The organism is Micromonospora sp. NPDC047793, assembly GCF_040642635.1.
GTDB lineage: Bacteria > Actinomycetota > Actinomycetes > Mycobacteriales > Micromonosporaceae > Micromonospora.
Map to the genome: position 1 here is coordinate 15,766 of NZ_JBEYSG010000005.1, position 16,900 is coordinate 32,665.

The 16,900-nt window shown below is 71.5% G+C and carries 15 protein-coding genes; 8 read left to right on the forward strand and 7 right to left on the reverse strand.

Annotated features, from left to right (window positions below; genetic code table 11):
• Positions 1 to 2: 2 nt before the first annotated feature.
• Positions 3 to 1,046: a DNA polymerase ligase N-terminal domain-containing protein gene (locus ABZ738_RS12575; protein WP_357212799.1), complete on the reverse strand. Its 1,044-nt coding sequence runs from the start codon at positions 1,044 to 1,046 to the stop codon at positions 3 to 5.
• 78 nt (positions 1,047 to 1,124) lie between these two features.
• On the opposite strand from ABZ738_RS12575, the gene ABZ738_RS12580 reads away from it, so the two are divergent.
• Positions 1,125 to 1,910: an aldo/keto reductase gene (locus ABZ738_RS12580; protein ID WP_131052073.1), complete on the forward strand. Its 786-nt coding sequence runs from the start codon at positions 1,125 to 1,127 to the stop codon at positions 1,908 to 1,910.
• A gap of 53 nt (positions 1,911 to 1,963) precedes the next feature.
• Here the strand turns inward: ABZ738_RS12580 and ABZ738_RS12585 are convergent, their stop codons facing one another.
• Positions 1,964 to 2,485 carry a GNAT family protein gene (locus ABZ738_RS12585; protein ID WP_357212803.1) on the reverse strand — a complete coding sequence of 174 codons (522 nt, stop codon included), beginning with the start codon at positions 2,483 to 2,485 and terminating at the stop codon, positions 1,964 to 1,966.
• An 86-nt stretch (positions 2,486 to 2,571) separates the two neighbouring features.
• Positions 2,572 to 3,693 carry a cellulose binding domain-containing protein gene (locus ABZ738_RS12590; RefSeq protein WP_357212805.1) on the reverse strand — a complete coding sequence of 374 codons (1,122 nt, stop codon included), beginning with the start codon at positions 3,691 to 3,693 and terminating at the stop codon, positions 2,572 to 2,574.
• Between the two features lie 360 nt (positions 3,694 to 4,053).
• On the opposite strand from ABZ738_RS12590, the gene ABZ738_RS12595 reads away from it, so the two are divergent.
• Together ABZ738_RS12595 and ctaD are read left to right on the forward strand one after the other, a co-directional pair.
• Positions 4,054 to 5,160: an FAD-dependent monooxygenase gene (locus tag ABZ738_RS12595; RefSeq protein WP_131052076.1), complete on the forward strand. Its 1,107-nt coding sequence runs from the start codon at positions 4,054 to 4,056 to the stop codon at positions 5,158 to 5,160.
• A gap of 116 nt (positions 5,161 to 5,276) precedes the next feature.
• Positions 5,277 to 7,034: a cytochrome c oxidase subunit I gene (ctaD, locus tag ABZ738_RS12600; RefSeq protein ID WP_131052077.1), complete on the forward strand. Its 1,758-nt coding sequence runs from the start codon at positions 5,277 to 5,279 to the stop codon at positions 7,032 to 7,034.
• A gap of 272 nt (positions 7,035 to 7,306) precedes the next feature.
• On the opposite strand, the gene ABZ738_RS12605 is transcribed toward ctaD, so the two are convergent.
• From ABZ738_RS12605 to ABZ738_RS12620, 4 genes are all read right to left on the reverse strand, one after another.
• On the reverse strand, positions 7,307 to 8,590 hold the full coding sequence (locus ABZ738_RS12605; RefSeq protein WP_357213294.1) for an MFS transporter: 1,284 nt from the start codon (positions 8,588 to 8,590) through the stop codon (positions 7,307 to 7,309).
• Positions 8,591 to 8,661: 71 nt separating this feature from the next.
• Positions 8,662 to 9,243, reverse strand: coding sequence for an isochorismatase family protein (locus ABZ738_RS12610; RefSeq protein WP_131052078.1), 582 nt, complete (start codon positions 9,241 to 9,243; stop codon positions 8,662 to 8,664).
• Between the two features lie 33 nt (positions 9,244 to 9,276).
• Complete coding sequence (locus ABZ738_RS12615; protein ID WP_131052079.1) at positions 9,277 to 10,563, reverse strand: nicotinate phosphoribosyltransferase; 1,287 nt, start codon at positions 10,561 to 10,563, stop codon at positions 9,277 to 9,279.
• A 16-nt stretch (positions 10,564 to 10,579) separates the two neighbouring features.
• Positions 10,580 to 13,261, reverse strand: a complete 2,682-nt coding sequence (locus tag ABZ738_RS12620; protein ID WP_131052080.1) for a LuxR family transcriptional regulator — start codon at positions 13,259 to 13,261, stop codon at positions 10,580 to 10,582.
• 287 nt (positions 13,262 to 13,548) lie between these two features.
• On the opposite strand from ABZ738_RS12620, the gene ABZ738_RS12625 reads away from it, so the two are divergent.
• The 5 genes from ABZ738_RS12625 (at position 13,549) to ABZ738_RS12645 (ending at position 16,895) form a co-directional block, all read left to right on the forward strand.
• Positions 13,549 to 14,949, forward strand: a complete 1,401-nt coding sequence (locus ABZ738_RS12625) for a hypothetical protein (RefSeq protein WP_236145622.1) — start codon at positions 13,549 to 13,551, stop codon at positions 14,947 to 14,949.
• 157 nt (positions 14,950 to 15,106) lie between these two features.
• A complete protein-coding gene (gene clpS, locus ABZ738_RS12630; RefSeq protein ID WP_131052082.1) occupies positions 15,107 to 15,397 on the forward strand; it encodes an ATP-dependent Clp protease adapter ClpS in 291 nt (96 codons plus the stop codon).
• A 2-nt stretch (positions 15,398 to 15,399) separates the two neighbouring features.
• Entirely contained in the window at positions 15,400 to 15,900 is a 501-nt protein-coding gene (locus ABZ738_RS12635) for a DUF2017 domain-containing protein (protein ID WP_176095674.1), read from the forward strand.
• Positions 15,901 to 15,954: 54 nt separating this feature from the next.
• Positions 15,955 to 16,443, forward strand: a complete 489-nt coding sequence (locus ABZ738_RS12640) for a M67 family metallopeptidase (protein WP_131052084.1) — start codon at positions 15,955 to 15,957, stop codon at positions 16,441 to 16,443.
• A 65-nt stretch (positions 16,444 to 16,508) separates the two neighbouring features.
• Positions 16,509 to 16,895 (forward strand): MoaD/ThiS family protein, encoded by a 387-nt coding sequence (locus ABZ738_RS12645; RefSeq protein WP_357212813.1) that lies wholly within the window; start codon positions 16,509 to 16,511, stop codon positions 16,893 to 16,895.
• The last annotated feature ends 5 nt before the right edge of the window (positions 16,896 to 16,900 follow it).

The window sequence follows — 16,900 nt, forward strand, 5'->3', positions numbered from 1 at the left end:
CCTCAGCTCACGTCGACGCTGCGCCATGCCGGGCTGCGCCGTCCGGGCTCGTAACCGGAGTCCAGCCGCTTCGCCACGACCCCGGGCAACCCCTGCTCACGGGCGGTGCGCAGGGCCTCGGCGCCGGTGCCGGGGAACCACGGCGGAGTCTGCCAGTGCGGCCCGGCCAGCGCCAGACCGTCGAGCAACTCCCGGCGCTGTGGATAGGGCAGGTCGACGCTGCTCACGCCCTCCAGCCAGAGCAGGTCGACCAGCAGATACTGGGCGTCGGAGGTGCTCCGGCCACCCCGGGCGGGTCGAACCCGGCCGGTCCTGTCGATGCGGACCAGGACGCCGTCGAGCACCGCCTCGGTCGGTGCCAGCGCCTCGGCCATCGGGCGCAGCCAGGGGTACCCGCCGGTGATCTCCGCCCCGTCCTCGGCGAGCAGCCGCAACCGCCCGCCCGACACGTACGCCGTCGCGCGTACCCCGTCCCAGCGCAGCTCGTACCCCCAGTCGGCCTGGTCGGCGGGGAGCCGGCGGGCCGGTGTGGGGCGCATCGGCGCGACCTGCTCGGGCATGCTGGTCCAGCCGGGCGGCGGCGGATCGGTGCGTCGCACCATCCAGTCCCGGCCGTCGCGGCCACCGGCGGCGAACAGCACGTACCGCCCGGTGGTGCGCCGGCCGCGCAGTTCCACCACCACCTCGCGCTCCTGCCACTTCTCGCAGCGGTAGGTGCCCCGATCGTGAACGATCATGCGTCCGCCGCCGTACTCGCCGGCCGGGATCTCACCGGAGAAGTCCAGGTACTCCATTGGGTGGTCCTCGGTGTGCACGGCCAGGTGGTTGCGGCCCGGCTCGCGGGGCAGCCCGCGTGGCACCGCCCACGAGGTCAGCACCCCGTCGTGCTCCAGCCGCAGATCCCAGTGCAGGCTGCGGGCGTGGTGCTGCTGGATGACGAAGCGGCCCCGGTCCGCGCCGGCCCGGCGACTCCGGGACGCCGGCACCGGTTCCGGGGTACGCGCCGCGTCGCGCTTGCGCCGGTACTCCTCCAGCCGGTCAGCCACGATGACATTCTCCGGCAAACCGGGGCGGCGTGCCCGGCTCCGGGAATGGCGGCGACGATCAGGGGTAGAACAGTCGGTATGGACCACGTCGACCAGCCCACCGCCGTCCTCCCCGGTGACGTCCGAATCCCCCTGCTCGGTTTCGGCACCTGGCAGGCCACCGGCGAGACCGGCTACAAGGCGGTGCTCGCCGCGCTGGACGCGGGCTACCGGCACATCGACACCGCCACCATGTACGGCAACGAGGAGGAGGTCGGCCGAGCGGTCCGCGAGAGCGGGCTGCGCCGCGAGGACGTCTTCATCACCACCAAACTGCCGGCCGACCAGGTCGGTCGGGAACGCGAGACGATCGAGGCGAGCCTGCGCGCCCTCGGCCTCGACTACGTCGACCTGTGGCTGCTGCACTGGCCGCCCAGCGACCCCGGCGCCCTGATCCCGACCTGGCGCGAGATGCTCGCCGCCCGGGACGCGAACCTGGCCCGCGCGGTCGGCGTGAGCAACTTCAGCACCCCGCAGATCGACGAGCTGATCCAGGCCACCGAGGAGAACCCGGCGGTCAACCAGATCAAGTGGAGCCCCCGGCTGTACGACCGGCAGCGGCACGCCGAACACCGTGACCGGGGCGTGGTGCTGGAGGGCTACAGCCCGTTCAAGGCCAGCGACCTGTCGGACCCGGTGCTGACCCGGATCGCCGGCGCACACAACGTCTCGCCGGCCCAGGTGGTGCTGCGCTGGCACCTCGACCACGAGATCGTGGCGATCCCCAAGTCGGTGACCCCGGACCGGATCCGGGCCAACGCCGACGTCTTCGGCTTCTCCCTCACCGCCGAGGAGATCCGCGACATCGACGCACTGGGCTTGTGAAAGGAGGGGTCCCCTGCTAACGCCTCGTGCATAGCAGGGGACCCCTTTTAACGTCAGGAGCGGGTGCAGGGCGTCACCGAGCCGCCGCGTTCCCAGCGGTGCAGCACGAGCTGGCGTCGTCCCTCGTCGACGACGACCGGCTCGTCACCGGTCGGCCGGTAGCCGACCGCCCGAGCGGTGGCCATGCTGCCCGTATTGTCCGCCTCGATCTCCAGGTACGTCGTGGGCAGGCCCGGGATCGAGTCGGCGTACGCGGTCAGCAGTCGCAGCGCCCGGGCGGCCAGCCGCTCGCCCCGATAGGGCGGCCCGACCGCGTACCCGATGCCGCCGGTGACCAGGTTGAGCATCACCTCGCCCCGGGCCAGGTCGTCGGCGTCGGTGACGGCCAGGTACAGCCGGTCGCGGGAGGCCCGCGCCTTCGCCAGGTACGCCTCGGCCGCAGCCCGGTCGAAGGGCGTGGCGACCGGCAGCCGATGGGCCATCTCCGGATGATCGAAGATCACGACGAGCTGAGGCAGGTCGTGTACCGCCCACGGGCGCAGCACGAGCCCGTCGCCGTCGAGGCGAATCTGCACGGCCTCGGTCCTCTCGCCGGCTGGATGTTAGGAAGGGTCCCCTCCTATGCGCGAGGCGTTAGGAGGGGACCCTTCCTTACATCAGGTTAGGAGCGGGTGCAGGTGGCGCCGTTGAGGGTGAAGGTGGTGGGGGAGGAGTACGACCCGCTCAGTGAGCCCTGGTAGCCGAAGCTGGCCGTGGCACCGGGGGCGAGTGTGCCGTTCCAGTTGATGTTCCGCGCGGTCACCGAGGATCCGCTCTGGCTCACCGTGGCGTTCCAGGAGCTGGTGATCTGCTGTCCGGAGGGCAGTGAGTACGCCAGCGTCCAGCCGTTGAGGGTGCTCGACCCGGTGTTGGTGATCTGCACGTCGGCGGTGAAGCCGTTGTTCCACGAGTTGGCGGTGTACTTGACCGCGCACGCGCCGCTGCCCGAGGGCGGCGGGGTGGTGGTGGGCGGCGGGTTGGTGCCGCCGCCGTTGACCGAGGCCGAGAAGTTGGTGACGGCCAGGCCGGCGCCGCCCTGCCAGGGCTCGAAGCCGGCCTGGATGCTGGTCAGGTACCAGGAGTTGGTGATCGCGCCCCGGTTGCGGGTGTCGTTGATGAAGGCCAGCAGGTTGAGGTTCGCGCTGCTGATGGCCGACGGCGACAGGTACGAGATGACGTTGTTGGAGCCGTTGCTGCCGCGCCAGACCTCCCAGTTCCGGCCGTCGATGTTCGCGTTGCCGACGGGGGAGCCGATGGGCTGGATGGAGCCCTGGCGGTTGAGCCAGATCATGATCTCCATCTGGTTCACGCCGTCGCGCTTCGGCGACGGGTCGAGCCAGATGTCGTACGAGGCGTTGTAGGTGGCCCCGCTGACGTACCGGTAGTTGATGCTGCTGCTCGCGCTGCTGATCTGGCTGACCTGGATCGGCAGGTTGGTGCCGGGGGAGCAGTTGGTGTAGTGGCAACCGACGAAGACCGACGGGTACGCGGTGGGAGCGCCGTTGGTCGGGCTGCTGCCGTTCTGGGTTCTGATCTCGAAGCCGCTGCTGGTCACGTTGATGCACTGCTCGGCGGTGGTGCCCCAACGGTTGTTCTGCACCACGTAGCGGTTCTGGATCACCGTGCTGCCGTACTGCTCGCAGATCAGGGTGTCGGCGGAGGCGGTGCCGCCGAGGGCCACGGCGACGGTGGAGCCGGCGGCGAGCAGGCCGACGGCCGTGATGGCCCGCAGGATACGTCTCATGATGCTCCTTGCGCTGCGGCGTCAGGGACGCCGGGACGGTGTGCGAGTGGAGCGGAGGGAGGTGCTCGCCGCCGGGGGTGGGTGGCTCCGGGAGCGCTCCCATGTGCTCATCGTCACATTTACATACTTGAAACAACGGGCGCAACCGACCGGGGTTATTGAGGGGAATTATGAGGTGTGTCACGTACGCGCCGACCGGTCGGCGCAAGGCCCCCGGCCGGGCGCTGGGCGGCGCCGACGGGAGGGATCGCCGCGCCGAGGGATGTCCGTCGTGGGCTGGTTGCCTCTGGCGTGCACCGATTGCGCCGAGTAGTGTCTTGCCTCCAACGCGTGCCGACCACTCCGGAGGCGTACAACCCCATGCGTAGCTCCCCCCTGCGCATTCTCGTCGTCGGCGCGGGCATCGCCGGTCTGGCCGTGGCCCGGGCGCTGCGCCTGGCGGGTTTCCGGCCGGACGTGACCGACAAGGCGCCCCCGGGCGAACTCGCCGACGCCGGCCTCTACCTGCCGGGCAACGCCGCCCGCGCGCTGCGCCGACTCGACCTGGACGACCCGGTACGCCCCTACGGGCAGGTCATCCACCGCCAGCGCTTCCTGGACGCGGACGGCGTACCGCTGTGCGAGGTCGACCTCGACACACTCTGGGCCGGCGTCGGCGAATGCCGCGCCTTGCCCCGCGCCGACCTGCACCGGGTCCTGCTCAGCGGGGCCGGCGGCGCGGTCCGGCACGGCGCCGAGGTCCGCACCATCGACCTGCTGGCCAACACCGTCGGCGTCACCTTCGTCGACGGCACCCAGACCGAGTACGACCTGGTCATCGGTGCCGACGGTCCGCGCTCCTCGATCCGGGCGCTGGCCGCGCTCGGTGGACCGCCCCGCCCCGCCGGTCAGGTGGTCTACCGCAGTGTCGTCCGCGACGGGCCGACCGTCCGGGACTGGACCGCGCTGCTCGGTCAACGCAGCGGGATCCTGGTGGTGCCGATCGGTGCCGGTCGGCTGCACTGCTACGCGGACGAGGCCGGCACCGCGTCGCCGGCCGACCCGAGGGCCCGGCTGCGGGAGCTGTTCGGCGAGTACGGCGGCCCGGTGCCCGAAGTGCTCGACGCGCTCGGGACGGTGCACGCCAGCGTCACCGACGAGGTCGAACTCGGTCGCTGGCACCGGGGCCGGGTGCTGCTGGTCGGTGACGCCGCCCACGCCACCGCGCCGACGCTCTCCCAGGGTGCCGCGATGGCTCTGGAGGACGCGGTGGTGCTCGCCGAGTCGCTGGCCGCCGCCGGCAGCGTCGAGGCGGCGCTGACCGCGTACGAGAGCCGCCGCCGACCGCGTACCCGATGGGTGCGGGACCGGACCCGGGACCGCAACCGCACCCGCGACGTGCCGCCGGCGCTCCGCGACCCGTTGTTGCGCGGACGCGGCGACCGCATCTTCGGCGAGCATTACCGGTTGCTCCTCGGCCCGCTGTGATCCACGCCCGGTGACCCCACGCGGCGCTCTCACCTGCCGGGGACTATCCTCCTTGCGGATGACGGCCCGCAGAGACACGCGTGCCGAGCGGGACAACCCAGAACCGGAGGCCACTCGTGACCACCGTCGCACCCAAGCCGGTCGTGACCCGGCCCTGGCCGGTCCGGGAGCCGGTCAAGGGGTCGGCCATCGCGCGGCTGTTGCGGTCCACGGACGCGAAGCAAATCGGGATCATGTACATGGTCACCGCGTTCGTGTTCTTCATGATCGGTGGCCTGATGGCCCTGATCATGCGGGCCGAGCTGGCCCGGCCCGGGCTGCAGTTCCTCTCGCCCGAGCAGTACAACCAGCTGTTCACGATGCACGGCACGATCATGTTGCTGTTCTTCGCGACGCCGATCGTGTTCGCCTTCGGTAACTACATCGTGCCGATCCAGATCGGCGCGCCGGACGTCTCCTTCCCGCGACTGAACAGCTTCGCCTACTGGCTGTACCTGTTCGGTGGCACCATGGCCACCGCCGGCTTCCTGACCCCGGGCGGCGCGGCGGACTTCGGCTGGACGGCGTACACCCCGCTGAGCACCGTGGAGCACTCTCCCGGCGTCGGCGCGAACATGTGGGTGGTCGGTCTGGCCATCTCCGGTCTGGGCACCATCCTCGGCGCGGTCAACCTGATCACCACGATCCTGACCCTGCGCGCGCCCGGCATGACCATGTTCCGGATGCCGATCTTCACCTGGAACATGCTGGTCACCAGCCTCCTGGTGATCCTGGTCTTCCCGCTGCTGGCCGCCGCGCTGTTCGCGCTCGCCGCCGACCGGCTCCTCGGTGCCCACGTCTACAGCCCGGACACCGGCGGCCCGATGCTGTGGCAGCACCTGTTCTGGTTCTTCGGGCACCCCGAGGTCTACATCATCGCGCTGCCGTTCTTCGGCATCATCAGCGAGATCATCCCGGTCTTCTCCCGCAAGCCGATCTTCGGCTACAAGGGTCTGGTCGCCGCCACCATCGCCATCGCCGGCCTGTCGATGAGCGTGTGGGCACACCACATGTTCGCCACCGGCCAGGTGCTGCTGCCGTTCTTCAGCTTCCTGAGCTACCTGATCGCCGTGCCGACCGGTATGAAGTTCTTCAACTGGATCGGCACCATGTGGCGCGGCCAGATCAGCTTCGAGACGCCGATGCTCTGGTCCGTCGGCTTCCTGGTCACCTTCCTCTTCGGTGGCCTGACCGGCGTGCTGCTGGCCGCCCCGCCGCTCGACTTCCACATGCACGACTCGTACTTCGTGGTGGCGCACTTCCACTACGTGCTCTTCGGCACGATCGTGTTCGCGGTGTTCGCCGGCATCTACTTCTGGTTCCCGAAGATGTTCGGCCGGATGCTGGACGAGCGGCTCGGCAAGATTCACTTCTGGCTGACCATGATCGGTTTCCACACCACGTTCCTGGTGCAGCACTGGCTCGGCAACGAGGGCATGCCCCGGCGGTACGCCGACTACCAGGCCATCGACGGCTTCACCACGCTGAACATGATCTCCACGATCGGCGCGTTCATCACCGGTATCTCCACGCTGCCGTTCATCTACAACTGCTGGAAGGCGTACAAGGCCGGTCCGGTGGTCGAGGTCGACGACCCGTGGGGCCACGGCAACTCGCTGGAGTGGGCGACCACCTCCCCGCCGCCGCTGCGCAACTTCGACCGGATGCCCCGCATCCGCTCCGAGCGCCCCGCCTTCGACGCCAAGTTCCCCGAGCTTGCCGCCGGGCAGAGCCTGGCCGGCCCGCCCGAGGGTGGCTCCAAGCCGCTCACCAGCGAGTCCGACGGCGGTGCCAGCTACCAGGAGGACACCTCCAGCGACATCGATCGCCGCTGACACCACCGCACGCACCCACGACGGGCGCCACCCCCACCCGGGGAGGCGCCCGTCGCCCTTTCCACCCAGGGGCCGTACGTCGGGTCGACCACCGGAAACCTGATCGGCGCTGCTGTGCCCCGCTGCGGTGAGGCAGCAACGTCATGGTTGTTGCTGTCTCAGAGCGAGACGAGGCAGCAACGTCCCTGAAGTTGCTGCCTCGGCCACGGCCGTCGGCAGCGGGCCAGGGCGACGGCCAGGGAGGCGGGTGCGGGTTTGACGCGGCGGCCGTGTCAGGAGGTGGTCGTGGAGAGGGCCGGTGTGGGTTCGTGCTCCGGGCCCGATCGGACCAAGGGGATGGGCGTGGCGTCGGCGGGGACGGTGGGTGGCGGGGTGTCGAGGGTGGTGCGGTCGGCGCGGCGGTGGCGTAGCTCGATCGGGAGGACCGCGAGGGCCACCAGGGCGCCGATCGCGCCGGTGACGGCGAAGCCCCACAGCGGGGTGGAGGCGTCGATTACCGCTCCGGACAGGGGGGCGCCGACGGCGATGCCGACGGTGACGGCCGAGCCGTGCAGGCCCATGGCCTCGCCGCGTACGCCGGCGGGGGCGAGACGGCTCACCGCGTCGGAGGTGGCGGCGATGGTGGGCGCGCAGAGGGCTCCGGCCGGGATCAGGGCCAGGCAGAGCAGCCACCAGTGTGAGCCACCCAACCCGACGGGGATGGTGCACAGGCTCAACGCGCCCATCAGCGCCACGGTGGAGGAGGAGCGGCGGGCGGCGCCGTACGCGAAACCGCCGGCCAGCGACGCCACCGCCCAGACGGCGAGGACCACGCCGGTGAACCCGGCGTCGCCGTTCTCGCGTAGGACCGCGATGACCGCCACGTCGGTGCCACCGAGTACGAGGGTCGCCGCGGTGCTGACGGCGAAGACGGCGATCAGTCGGGAGGTGAGCCACTGGCGTCGGGCGATCCTCGGCTGCGGGCCGGCGGCTGCCTCACCGGCGCTGCGGACCGGCGGGTTGAGCATCCACAGCGCGATTCCGGCGGTGACGATTCCGGCGCCGACCAGGTAGAGCGTGAGGCGCGCGGAGACGGTGGTCACGCCGACCGTGGCGAGCGCCGGCCCGATCATGAAGGACAGCTCGACGGACATCGAGTCGAGCGCGTACGCGGGGCGGCGTTTCTCCGGTGGCACCAGCGCGGCGACGGACTGCCGGATCACCGAGAAGATGGGCAGCGCGAGCAGGCCGGCCAGGAAGGCGGCCGGCAGCAGCAGCGGGTACGAGAGCTGTGGCGCGGTGGACCAGAAGACGGCTTCGGCGACGGTGGTGAGGACCAGGACGGGACGCAGCCCATGGCGGTCCACCAGCCGGCCGAGCAGCGGGGCGCCGACGGCGGCACCGACGGTGATCGCGGCACCGGCCAGTCCGGCGGCGCCGTAGCCGCGCCCGAGGTCCTGCACGACATAGAAGGTCAACGTGACCCCGGTCGCCGTCAGTGGGATGCGCGCTAGTACCGCCACCAGCAGCAACGACCGGAGACCGGGTAGGGCGAGCGCCTCCCGGTAAGGCTTCATGTTCACGTCGGTCCGTACCTCCGCCGGACATCTTCGACGGAGGGTGGTGCCGACGCCAGCCAATTAGCCGATCATGCGTCCCTGATCACAGGGGCGCCGTGCACGGTGATCCCGGCACCCTCGAAGGCGCGCAGCGCGACGTCGGTGGTGTCGGGTGCGACGGCGGCGGTCAGGTCCAGCAGCACGGTGGTGGCGAAGCCCTCGCGGGCGGCGTCCAGGGCGGTCGCGCGGACGCAGTGGTCGGTGGCGATGCCGACCACGTCGACCCGGTCCACCCCGTGTCGGCGCAGCCAGTCGGCCAGTCCCGCGCCGTCGGGGGTCTGCCCTTCGAAGCCGGAGTACGCGGCGGCGTACTCGCCCTTGTGGAAGACGGCCTCGATCCGGTCGGTGGCCAGCTCCGGGTGGAACTCGGAGCCCGTCGTGCCGACCACGCAGTGCCGGGGCCAGGTGCTGACGTAGTCCGGTGCGTCGGCGAAGTGGTTGCCCGGGTCCACGTGGTAGTCCTTCGTCGCCACCACGTGGTCCCAGCGCTCCGGCTCGCCGGCCAGCAGCCGGGAGATCCCGGCGGCGACGCCGGCTCCGCCCGCGACGGCCAGCGAGCCGCCCTCGCAGAAGTCCTTCTGCACGTCGACGATGATCAGCGCGTTGCTCACCGACGCGCTCCTTTCACTCGGCGGGTAGGGCGGTCATCCGGCGGGTACGACGGTGACCGGGATGGCCGGGTCGCCCGCGGAGAGCTTGAGGCCCTCCCACGGGATGGAGATCAGGCACTGGCGCAGGTGTTCGCGCGACTCGTCCAGCGTCGGCAGTTCCACCGGCTCGCCGTCGGCGACGTACGACCGTTGCAGCAGTCGGTCGTGGGAACGGCGGTCCGGCACGCCCTGCGAGACGATGATCTCCTCGGTGGCGGTGCCGGTGGGCTTGTGTCGGCGGACCGCGACCTTGCGCCCGCCGATGGTGGCCTTGTGCTCGGAGCGCTTGACGACCGGCCGCCCCTCGACCTCGACCAGCTTGTAGACCAGGCCGGCGGTGGGCGCGCCGGAGCCGGTGACCACGGCGGTGCCGGCGCCGTACATGTCCACCGGCTCGGCGGCGAGTGAGGCGATGGCGTACTCGTCGAGGTCGCCGGAGACGATGATCTTCGTCTCGGTGGCGCCGAGCGAGTCCAGCAGTTCCCGGGACTGCTGGGCGATCACCGTCAGGTCGCCGGAGTCGATCCGGACCGCCCGCAGCTCCGGCCCGGCCACCTCGATCGCGTTACGGATCCCCTGGCTGATGTCGTACGTGTCGACCAGCAGCGTGGTCTCCTTGCCCAACGTGGCGACCTGCGAGGCGAAGGCGGCCCGCTCGTCGTCGTGCAGCAGGGTGAACGCGTGCGCGGCGGTGCCGGCGGTGGGGATGCCGTACCGCTGGCCGGCGGCGAGGTTGGAGGTGTACCGGAACCCGGCGAGGTATGCGGCACGGGCCGCCGCGACGGCGGCCTCCTCGTGTGCCCGCCGGGAACCCATCTCGATCAGGGCCCGGCCCCGGGCGGCGGTCACCATCCGGGCTGCGGCGGCGGCCACCGCGCAGTCGTGGTTGAGCACCGACAGCACCAGCGTCTCCAGCACAACGCACTCGGCGAAACCACCGGTGACGGTGAGGATGGGGGAGCCGGGGAAGAAGAGGTCGCCCTCGGGGTAGCCGTCGATGTCGCCGGTGAACCGGTAGTCGGCGAGCCACGCGGCACCCTGCTCGTCGACCACACCGGTGCGGCGCAGGAAGTCCAGGTCGGCCGGGTCGAAGCGGAACTCGCGGAGCATCTCCACCAGCCGGGTGGTGCCGGCGACCACGCCGTAGCGGCGGCCGATCGGCAGCCGCCGGCTGAACACCTCGAAGACGCAGCGGCGATCCGCCGTGCCGTCGCGAAGGGCGGCGCTGACCATGGTCAGCTCGTAGTGGTCCGTCAGCAGGGCGGGACGAAGGCTGTGCACAGCCCCAGCCTAGGGTTCAGGCGGTCGCCGTGCCGTCGTGGCCCGGGATCGTCCGCAGCGCCGCCCGCAGTTCGACGCGTCCGGTCACCCCGAGCTTGGTGTAGATCCGCTGGAGGTGGTTCTCCACCGTCCGCGCGGAGAGAAAGAGCTGCTCAGCGATGGCGCGGCTGGTCTCGCCGAAGGCCGCCAGCCGGGCCACCTGCCACTCCCGGTCGCTGAGCGTCGGGGTGGCCGCGCGCAGCGCCGGAGTGTGCACCATGTCACAGCAGCCGAGCATCACCGCGAGCCGCTCACCGGCGCTGGCGAGCTGCGGCGAGCGACGCTGGCGCAGCAGGTGCACCGCCTCGGCGGCGGCCTCCGCGGCCGGCAGCGCCAGCCCCAGGTCCAGGAAACCGTCGGCGGCGGCGAGCAGCTGCTCGGGCGAACTCTCCGCCGCCGCGCGGGCGTGCCGGGCCAGGAGCGGCGGCAGGGTGCCGTCGACCTGTTCCGAGAGTTCGGCCAGCCGCTGGGCGACCGTGCGGCGGCTGCCGTCGGAGCAGGTCGGGCCGGTCGGCGCGGTGGCCTCGCCGAGGCGTACCAGATCGTGCAGCACCAGGGTCTCGTGCCCGGCGAAGCCGTCCACCCGCAGCCGGTCGACCAGCCCGTGCAGGTGGGCCGCCGCGCCGGTCAGGTCACCACCGGCCGCGAGCGTGGCCGCCCGGGCCTGCTCCAGCCACGGGTACAGCACGGCCATGCTCGGCGCGTGGATGCGGTCCGCCTCGGCCATCGCCTCGGCGGCCTGCCGGGCGTCGCCGCGCAACGCGGCGGCCTGTGCGCGTTCGGCCTGGGCGAGACCGGCGTACACCCGACTGGTCGCCAGCACCGCGCAGGCACCGAGCGCGGCCTGCAACGCCGCGTCGCTGCGTCCGCGCAGCCGGGCCGCGTACGCGCGCAGGATCGCCAGGTAGCCGCTGCCCAGCCGGAAGTCACCCGCGTCGGCCAGGTCGGCGAACTCGTCGGCGACCAGCGCGTCGATGCCGGACAGGTCACCGGAGAGGGCCAACCGGGTGCCCCGGGCCAACTCCACGGCGAGTTGGAGGTATGGCATGTCCGCCCGCCAACTGGCCACCTTCGCCTGGACGAGGTCGACGGCGGTGGCGCTGCGGCACAGTTGCCCCTGCACCGCCTGGAGGTGGGCGATGGCGCACCGGGCCAGCTCCCGCGCGGCGATGCTGGCGGCCGGACGGTCCAGCACGTTCTGGGCGAGCCGGAGCGCGGTCGGCGCGTCCAGCCGGTGCAGCCGCATGATCGATTCGAAGGCGCGTACCCGGGCCTGGGCGGCGTGGTCCTTGAGGTCGCCGCCCCGCTTGGCGATCTCCTCCACCGTCGAGTGCTGACTGAGTCCCCAGTAGCTGACCATGCCGCGGACCGTGAGCCACCGGCTGAGTCGCTCCTCGTCACCGGTGTCGGTGGCGACGGCGTCGAGCACGCCGAGCGCCTCGGCCGGGCGGTCGGCGAACATCAGGATGGTGGCCAGCAGCTCGGCCGCGTCGAACCCGCCGTCGGCGTCGAGCGCGGCCCGCGCCAGCCGGGTCGCCAGCGGTACGTCGTAGCGCGCGAACGCCTGAGCTGCCGCGTCGACCAGCATCGCCGGATCCTGCGCGGTGCCGGAGTCCAGGCGCCACACGGCGACCCGCAACAGGTCCTCCCGGCGTCGCTTGCCGACCCCTTCCAGCAGTTCGGCGAGGTGTGCCTGCAACCGGCGGGTCCGGCTGACCGGGCACTGCCGGCGTACCACCTCGCCGTAGAGCGGGTGGGCCAGGCGGACGTCGACCCGCCGGTCGGAGGGGGCCACCGTGATCAGACCACGCTCCTCGGCGGTCTCCACATCGGCCTGTTCCGCCGCGCGGTACAGCAGCCGCAGGCCCAGCGGCTCGCCGAACGCGACCAGCTCGACGACCGTGCGGACGCCCGGGGTGAGCTGGTTGATCCGGATGTCGATCAGGTCGGTCAGGTTGGGTGCCAACTCCAGTCGGCCGGTCCAGGTCCAGACGCCGTACTTCTTGCTGGACTCGCCACTGTTGGTGACGGCGTGCACCAGTTCGCGCAGCAGCAGCGGATTGCCGGAGCTGAGTCGGCCGAGCCGCTCGGACGAGGCGTGGTCGACCTGGCAGCCGAGGATCTCCCGGAGCAACCGGGCGGTCTCGGCCGGTGGCAGTGGGCTCACCTCGGCGTGGTCGACCAGTCCGTCCGTCCACAGTGCGCGGATCGGCAGCGGGATCTGTTCGCCGTCGCGCAGGGTGCCCACCACGGAGGCGTTCTCGGACCGGGCGACCAGGTGCACGAGTGCGGCCGACGGCGGGTCGAGCAGGTGGGCGTCGTCGACGGCGAGCACGATCCGTCGGCCGGCGGCCTGCTGCTGCAACACGTCCACGGCCCAGCGCAGGATGCCGGCCGGGGAGAGCCCCTGTGGTTGTTCGACGGGAAGCACCTGGACCAGGCCGCCGAACTGCACCGCCTGGGTGGTGGCGCTGGCCGCGATCCACCAGACCGCGTACTCCTCGACGGGCAGCGCGTTGACGCCTTCCCGGAGCAGACGGCTCTTGCCGATACCCGGGCTTCCGGCGAAGAATATGCCTCGCCGGCCCTGGGCGCCGGTCACCGCCGCCTGCAGACGGTCGAGTTCCGCCGTGCGGCCCACGAACTTCCACCGACTCATTCGCGCAGCATATCGATGGAACTGTGCCCCGGCCGGTAGCCCGAGCGGGTGAAGTTGAGTAGTCGCGGAGTTACCCAAGAGTACTTTCGTTTGTCCCGTTCCCGCCGCCCGCGCCCGTACTCTTCCGAAATCCGGGTGCGTCGCCGGATGCTCACCGCGGCCGGCCCTGCCGACCGCCCAGCCTCGGAGGCCGCCGCCTGATGAAGCCGGGCCCTCTCCACGACATCGGTACGTCCGACGATGCGACCGGGCCGCCGGGTCACCGCCCGTTCCCCGATCGGCTCGGCGTGACCGTCGATCCGCGTGAGCCCCTCGGGGTGGTCGCCGTGGGTCCGGCCGGTGCCGGGCGGGCGAACGTGCTGGCCGCCCTGCTGGACCTCGACGCCGGGATGTTCACCGTGCCGGCCGGAAGCTGGCTGGTGGTGCGGCACGCGGCCGAGGCGAGCCGGTCCGCCTACGTGCCCGGCTACCGGGCGCCGTTCTCCTACCGTGTGGACCTGCCGGAGGTGGGACCGGCGCTGGCCCGGCCGCCCCGCCGGGTCGAGCTGAACCTGTCCGCGCCACTGCTCAAGCGGTACGTCCTCGTCGACACGCCGGACATCTCCTCGCTCGGACGGACCGGCACCGGGGTCGTGCTCGACGCCGCGGGCCGGGCCGGCGCACTGCTGTTCGTGATCGCGGCGGACCAGTCCTTCAGCGCTGCCGAACTGCACCTGCTCGCCGAGGTCGTGGGGAGCCGGGTCGAGGTCTTCTTCGCGGTGACGCCGGGCGCGGGCGGCTGGGCGTCGCCGGAGTCGGCCGACGGCACGGCGGTGGATCCGATCGCGGTCACCGTCGAGGCGCACCGGGCCGCGTTGCTCGCCGCCGTACCCGGGCTGGCCAAGGCCCGCTGGTTCCCGATCGTCGCGGGCGACGCACTGGACCTGCGGCGGGCGCTCGTCGGGTGGGCCTCCGACGAGGGACTGGAACGCTCCAGCCTCGATCCGCCGGACGTGCCCGGGCTGTACGGCCGGGTGCCGGTGCTGCCGGAGCCGGGCGAGTGGTCCGAGCTGCTCGACCGCCAGGTGCGGTCCGCCGGTCGGCGCATCCGCCAGCATCTGGCGCTGGAACTGGCCAAACTGCACCTGAGGGTGGTGCAGGAGATCGTCTTCGGCACCGGCTGCGCCGGTCTGCCACAGTTGCTCGACCGGGAGATGGAGGCGCTCTCCCTGCTGGCCACCTCGCAGTGCGACCACGCGGTGCGGGAACTGGTCGAGGACGTCGGCGGCCGGCTCTTCGGCGCTCCACTGCCGGAAGGGGTCCGTCGTCGCATCGCCAAGGCGGTCCGGTGGGGAATGTCCGACCACGTCACCGGTCCGGAACTGGAGCGGGTGCTCTTGATCACCAGTACCGCCGGCGTGGCGTCACTGATCGGCCCCGCCGCGATCGACGCGCTGGCGGCGTACCCCACCGTGCCGCGGACCGAGGTCCTGCCGCCGGTCGCGGTGTCGCTTGCGGGTGGCTGCTGGCAACACTGGCGTACGCCCGCCAACGCCGACCAGAGCGCCGCGCGGGCCTGGTCCCAGCGGGCGTTGCGGGAGGTGGAGCTGGAGTTGTCCCGCGAGATCGCTCGTCGGTTCGAGGCGGTCCGTCTCTCGCTCGGCACGGTGCTGTCCGATGCAGCCGAACACGGCATCCTGCTCGCCTGACCGCCACGCGGCGTACCCCGGCGGCCCGGCCACCGGGGTGCCCGCGTGTGCGTTCAGGACGACCAGCCGTGGTCATCGGGCGGCGGTCGGTGGCGATCCCCGCCGGTCCGGCGTTCCGGTTCCTCGGTTCCGCCGAACCGGTGGCACGATGGGGGGCATGGCGGCTCCGCAGGTTGCACCGGCGCAGACCCCGGACACCGATGAGGTGCCGGCCTCCGATCGGCCGTGGGTGACGATCGTGTGGGACGACCCGGTCAACCTCATGACATATGTGACCTGGGTCTTCCAGAAGCTCTTCGGCTACAGCCGGGAGAAGGCCGAGCAGTTGATGCTGGACGTGCATCACAAGGGCAAGGCGGTGGTCTCCAGCGGGGCCCGCGAGCGCATGGAGCACGACGCCTCGCAGCTGCACGCGTACGGACTGTGGGCGACGGTGGACCGCTCGTGAGCATGTTCCGCCGCCGGGGTGACCGGTACGTCGCCTCGTTCGCCGTCGACGAGGTGCGTGTCCTGCGCAAGGTCGCCTCCGAGGTGGTCGGGCTGCTGACCGACGGGTTCGACCACTCCGATCCGGTGGTGTGCCGACTCTTCCCGGAGGTCTATCCGGAGGACGCGGCGGGGACGGCGGAGTTCCGCCGGTACACCGAGGGCGACCTCAAGACCGCCAAGATCGATCAGGCCGGGGCGATCCTGGCCGCGTTGCCCGACGACGGTGACGGCGGCGGTGAGGTACGCCTGGACGCCGAGGCGGCCGAGGCGTGGCTGCGGGCGCTGAACGACGCCCGGTTGGCGATGGGCGTACGGCTGGAGATCAAGGACGGGACCGATCTGGGGGCAGAACTGGACGATGCGGTCGCCGAGGACCCGTCCTCCAGCCGGGTGTTCCAGCTTTCGGTCTACGCGTATCTCGGTTATCTCCAGGAGTCCCTGCTCAACGCCTTGATCGAGTGACTGTGACCGGCGCGACCTCGCGGTCGTGGGCCGCCGGGCGCTAGTCTTGGCGACGTGCTGAGCATCGACCGGTCGATCGTTGACGCGATCGTCGCCCACGCCCGTCGGGACCACCCCGACGAGGCCTGCGGCGTGGTCGCCGGCCCGATCGGCGGCGACACTCCGACCCGGCACATCCCGATGGAGAACGCCGCCCGCTCGATGACGTTCTACGAGTTCGACTCGATGGAGCACCTGCGGGTGTGGCGCGAGATGGACGACCGCGACGAGGAACCGGTCGTGATCTACCACTCGCACACCGCCACCGAGGCGTACCCCTCGCGGACGGACATCTCCTTCGCCGGTGAGCCCGGCGCCCACTACCTGCTCGTCTCCACCCGCGAACCCGACACGGAGGAGATCCGTTCCTTCCGCATCGTGGACGGGGTGGTCACCGAGGAGCCGGTGCGGATCCTCGACGCCGGGGTGGACCCGCACGCCGTGCAGTCGTACATGTTCGGGCAGAGCCCGGCGACGGTCGACTACGAGTGTTCGGGTCGCTGATCCCCTTCAGCACCCGCACGCCCTTTCCCGTCACCGAGCACACCTGATCGAGGAGTACGACAGACATGGCCATCGAGGTTCGCATCCCCACCATCCTGCGCAGCTACACCGGCGGCGCGAAGGTCGTCGAGGGCAGCGGTGACACGCTGGCCGACCTGCTCACCGACCTGGACTCCCGGCACGCCGGGCTGCGGGGCCGGCTGGTCACCGAGGCCGGCGCGCTGCACCGCTTCGTCAACGTCTACGTCAACGACGAGGACGTCCGGTTCCTGGGCGCGCTGGACGCCAAGCTGAACGACGGCGACAGCGTCACCATCCTGCCCGCCGTGGCCGGTGGCGCGTTCGGCTTCGCGGCCGCTGCGGCGATCAGCCAGCACAGTGCGGCCGCTGCGGCGACCAGCCAGCACCGCGCGCCCGTGGCCGGGCTTCGCGCGCCCGTCGCCGCGAGCTGAGGCGA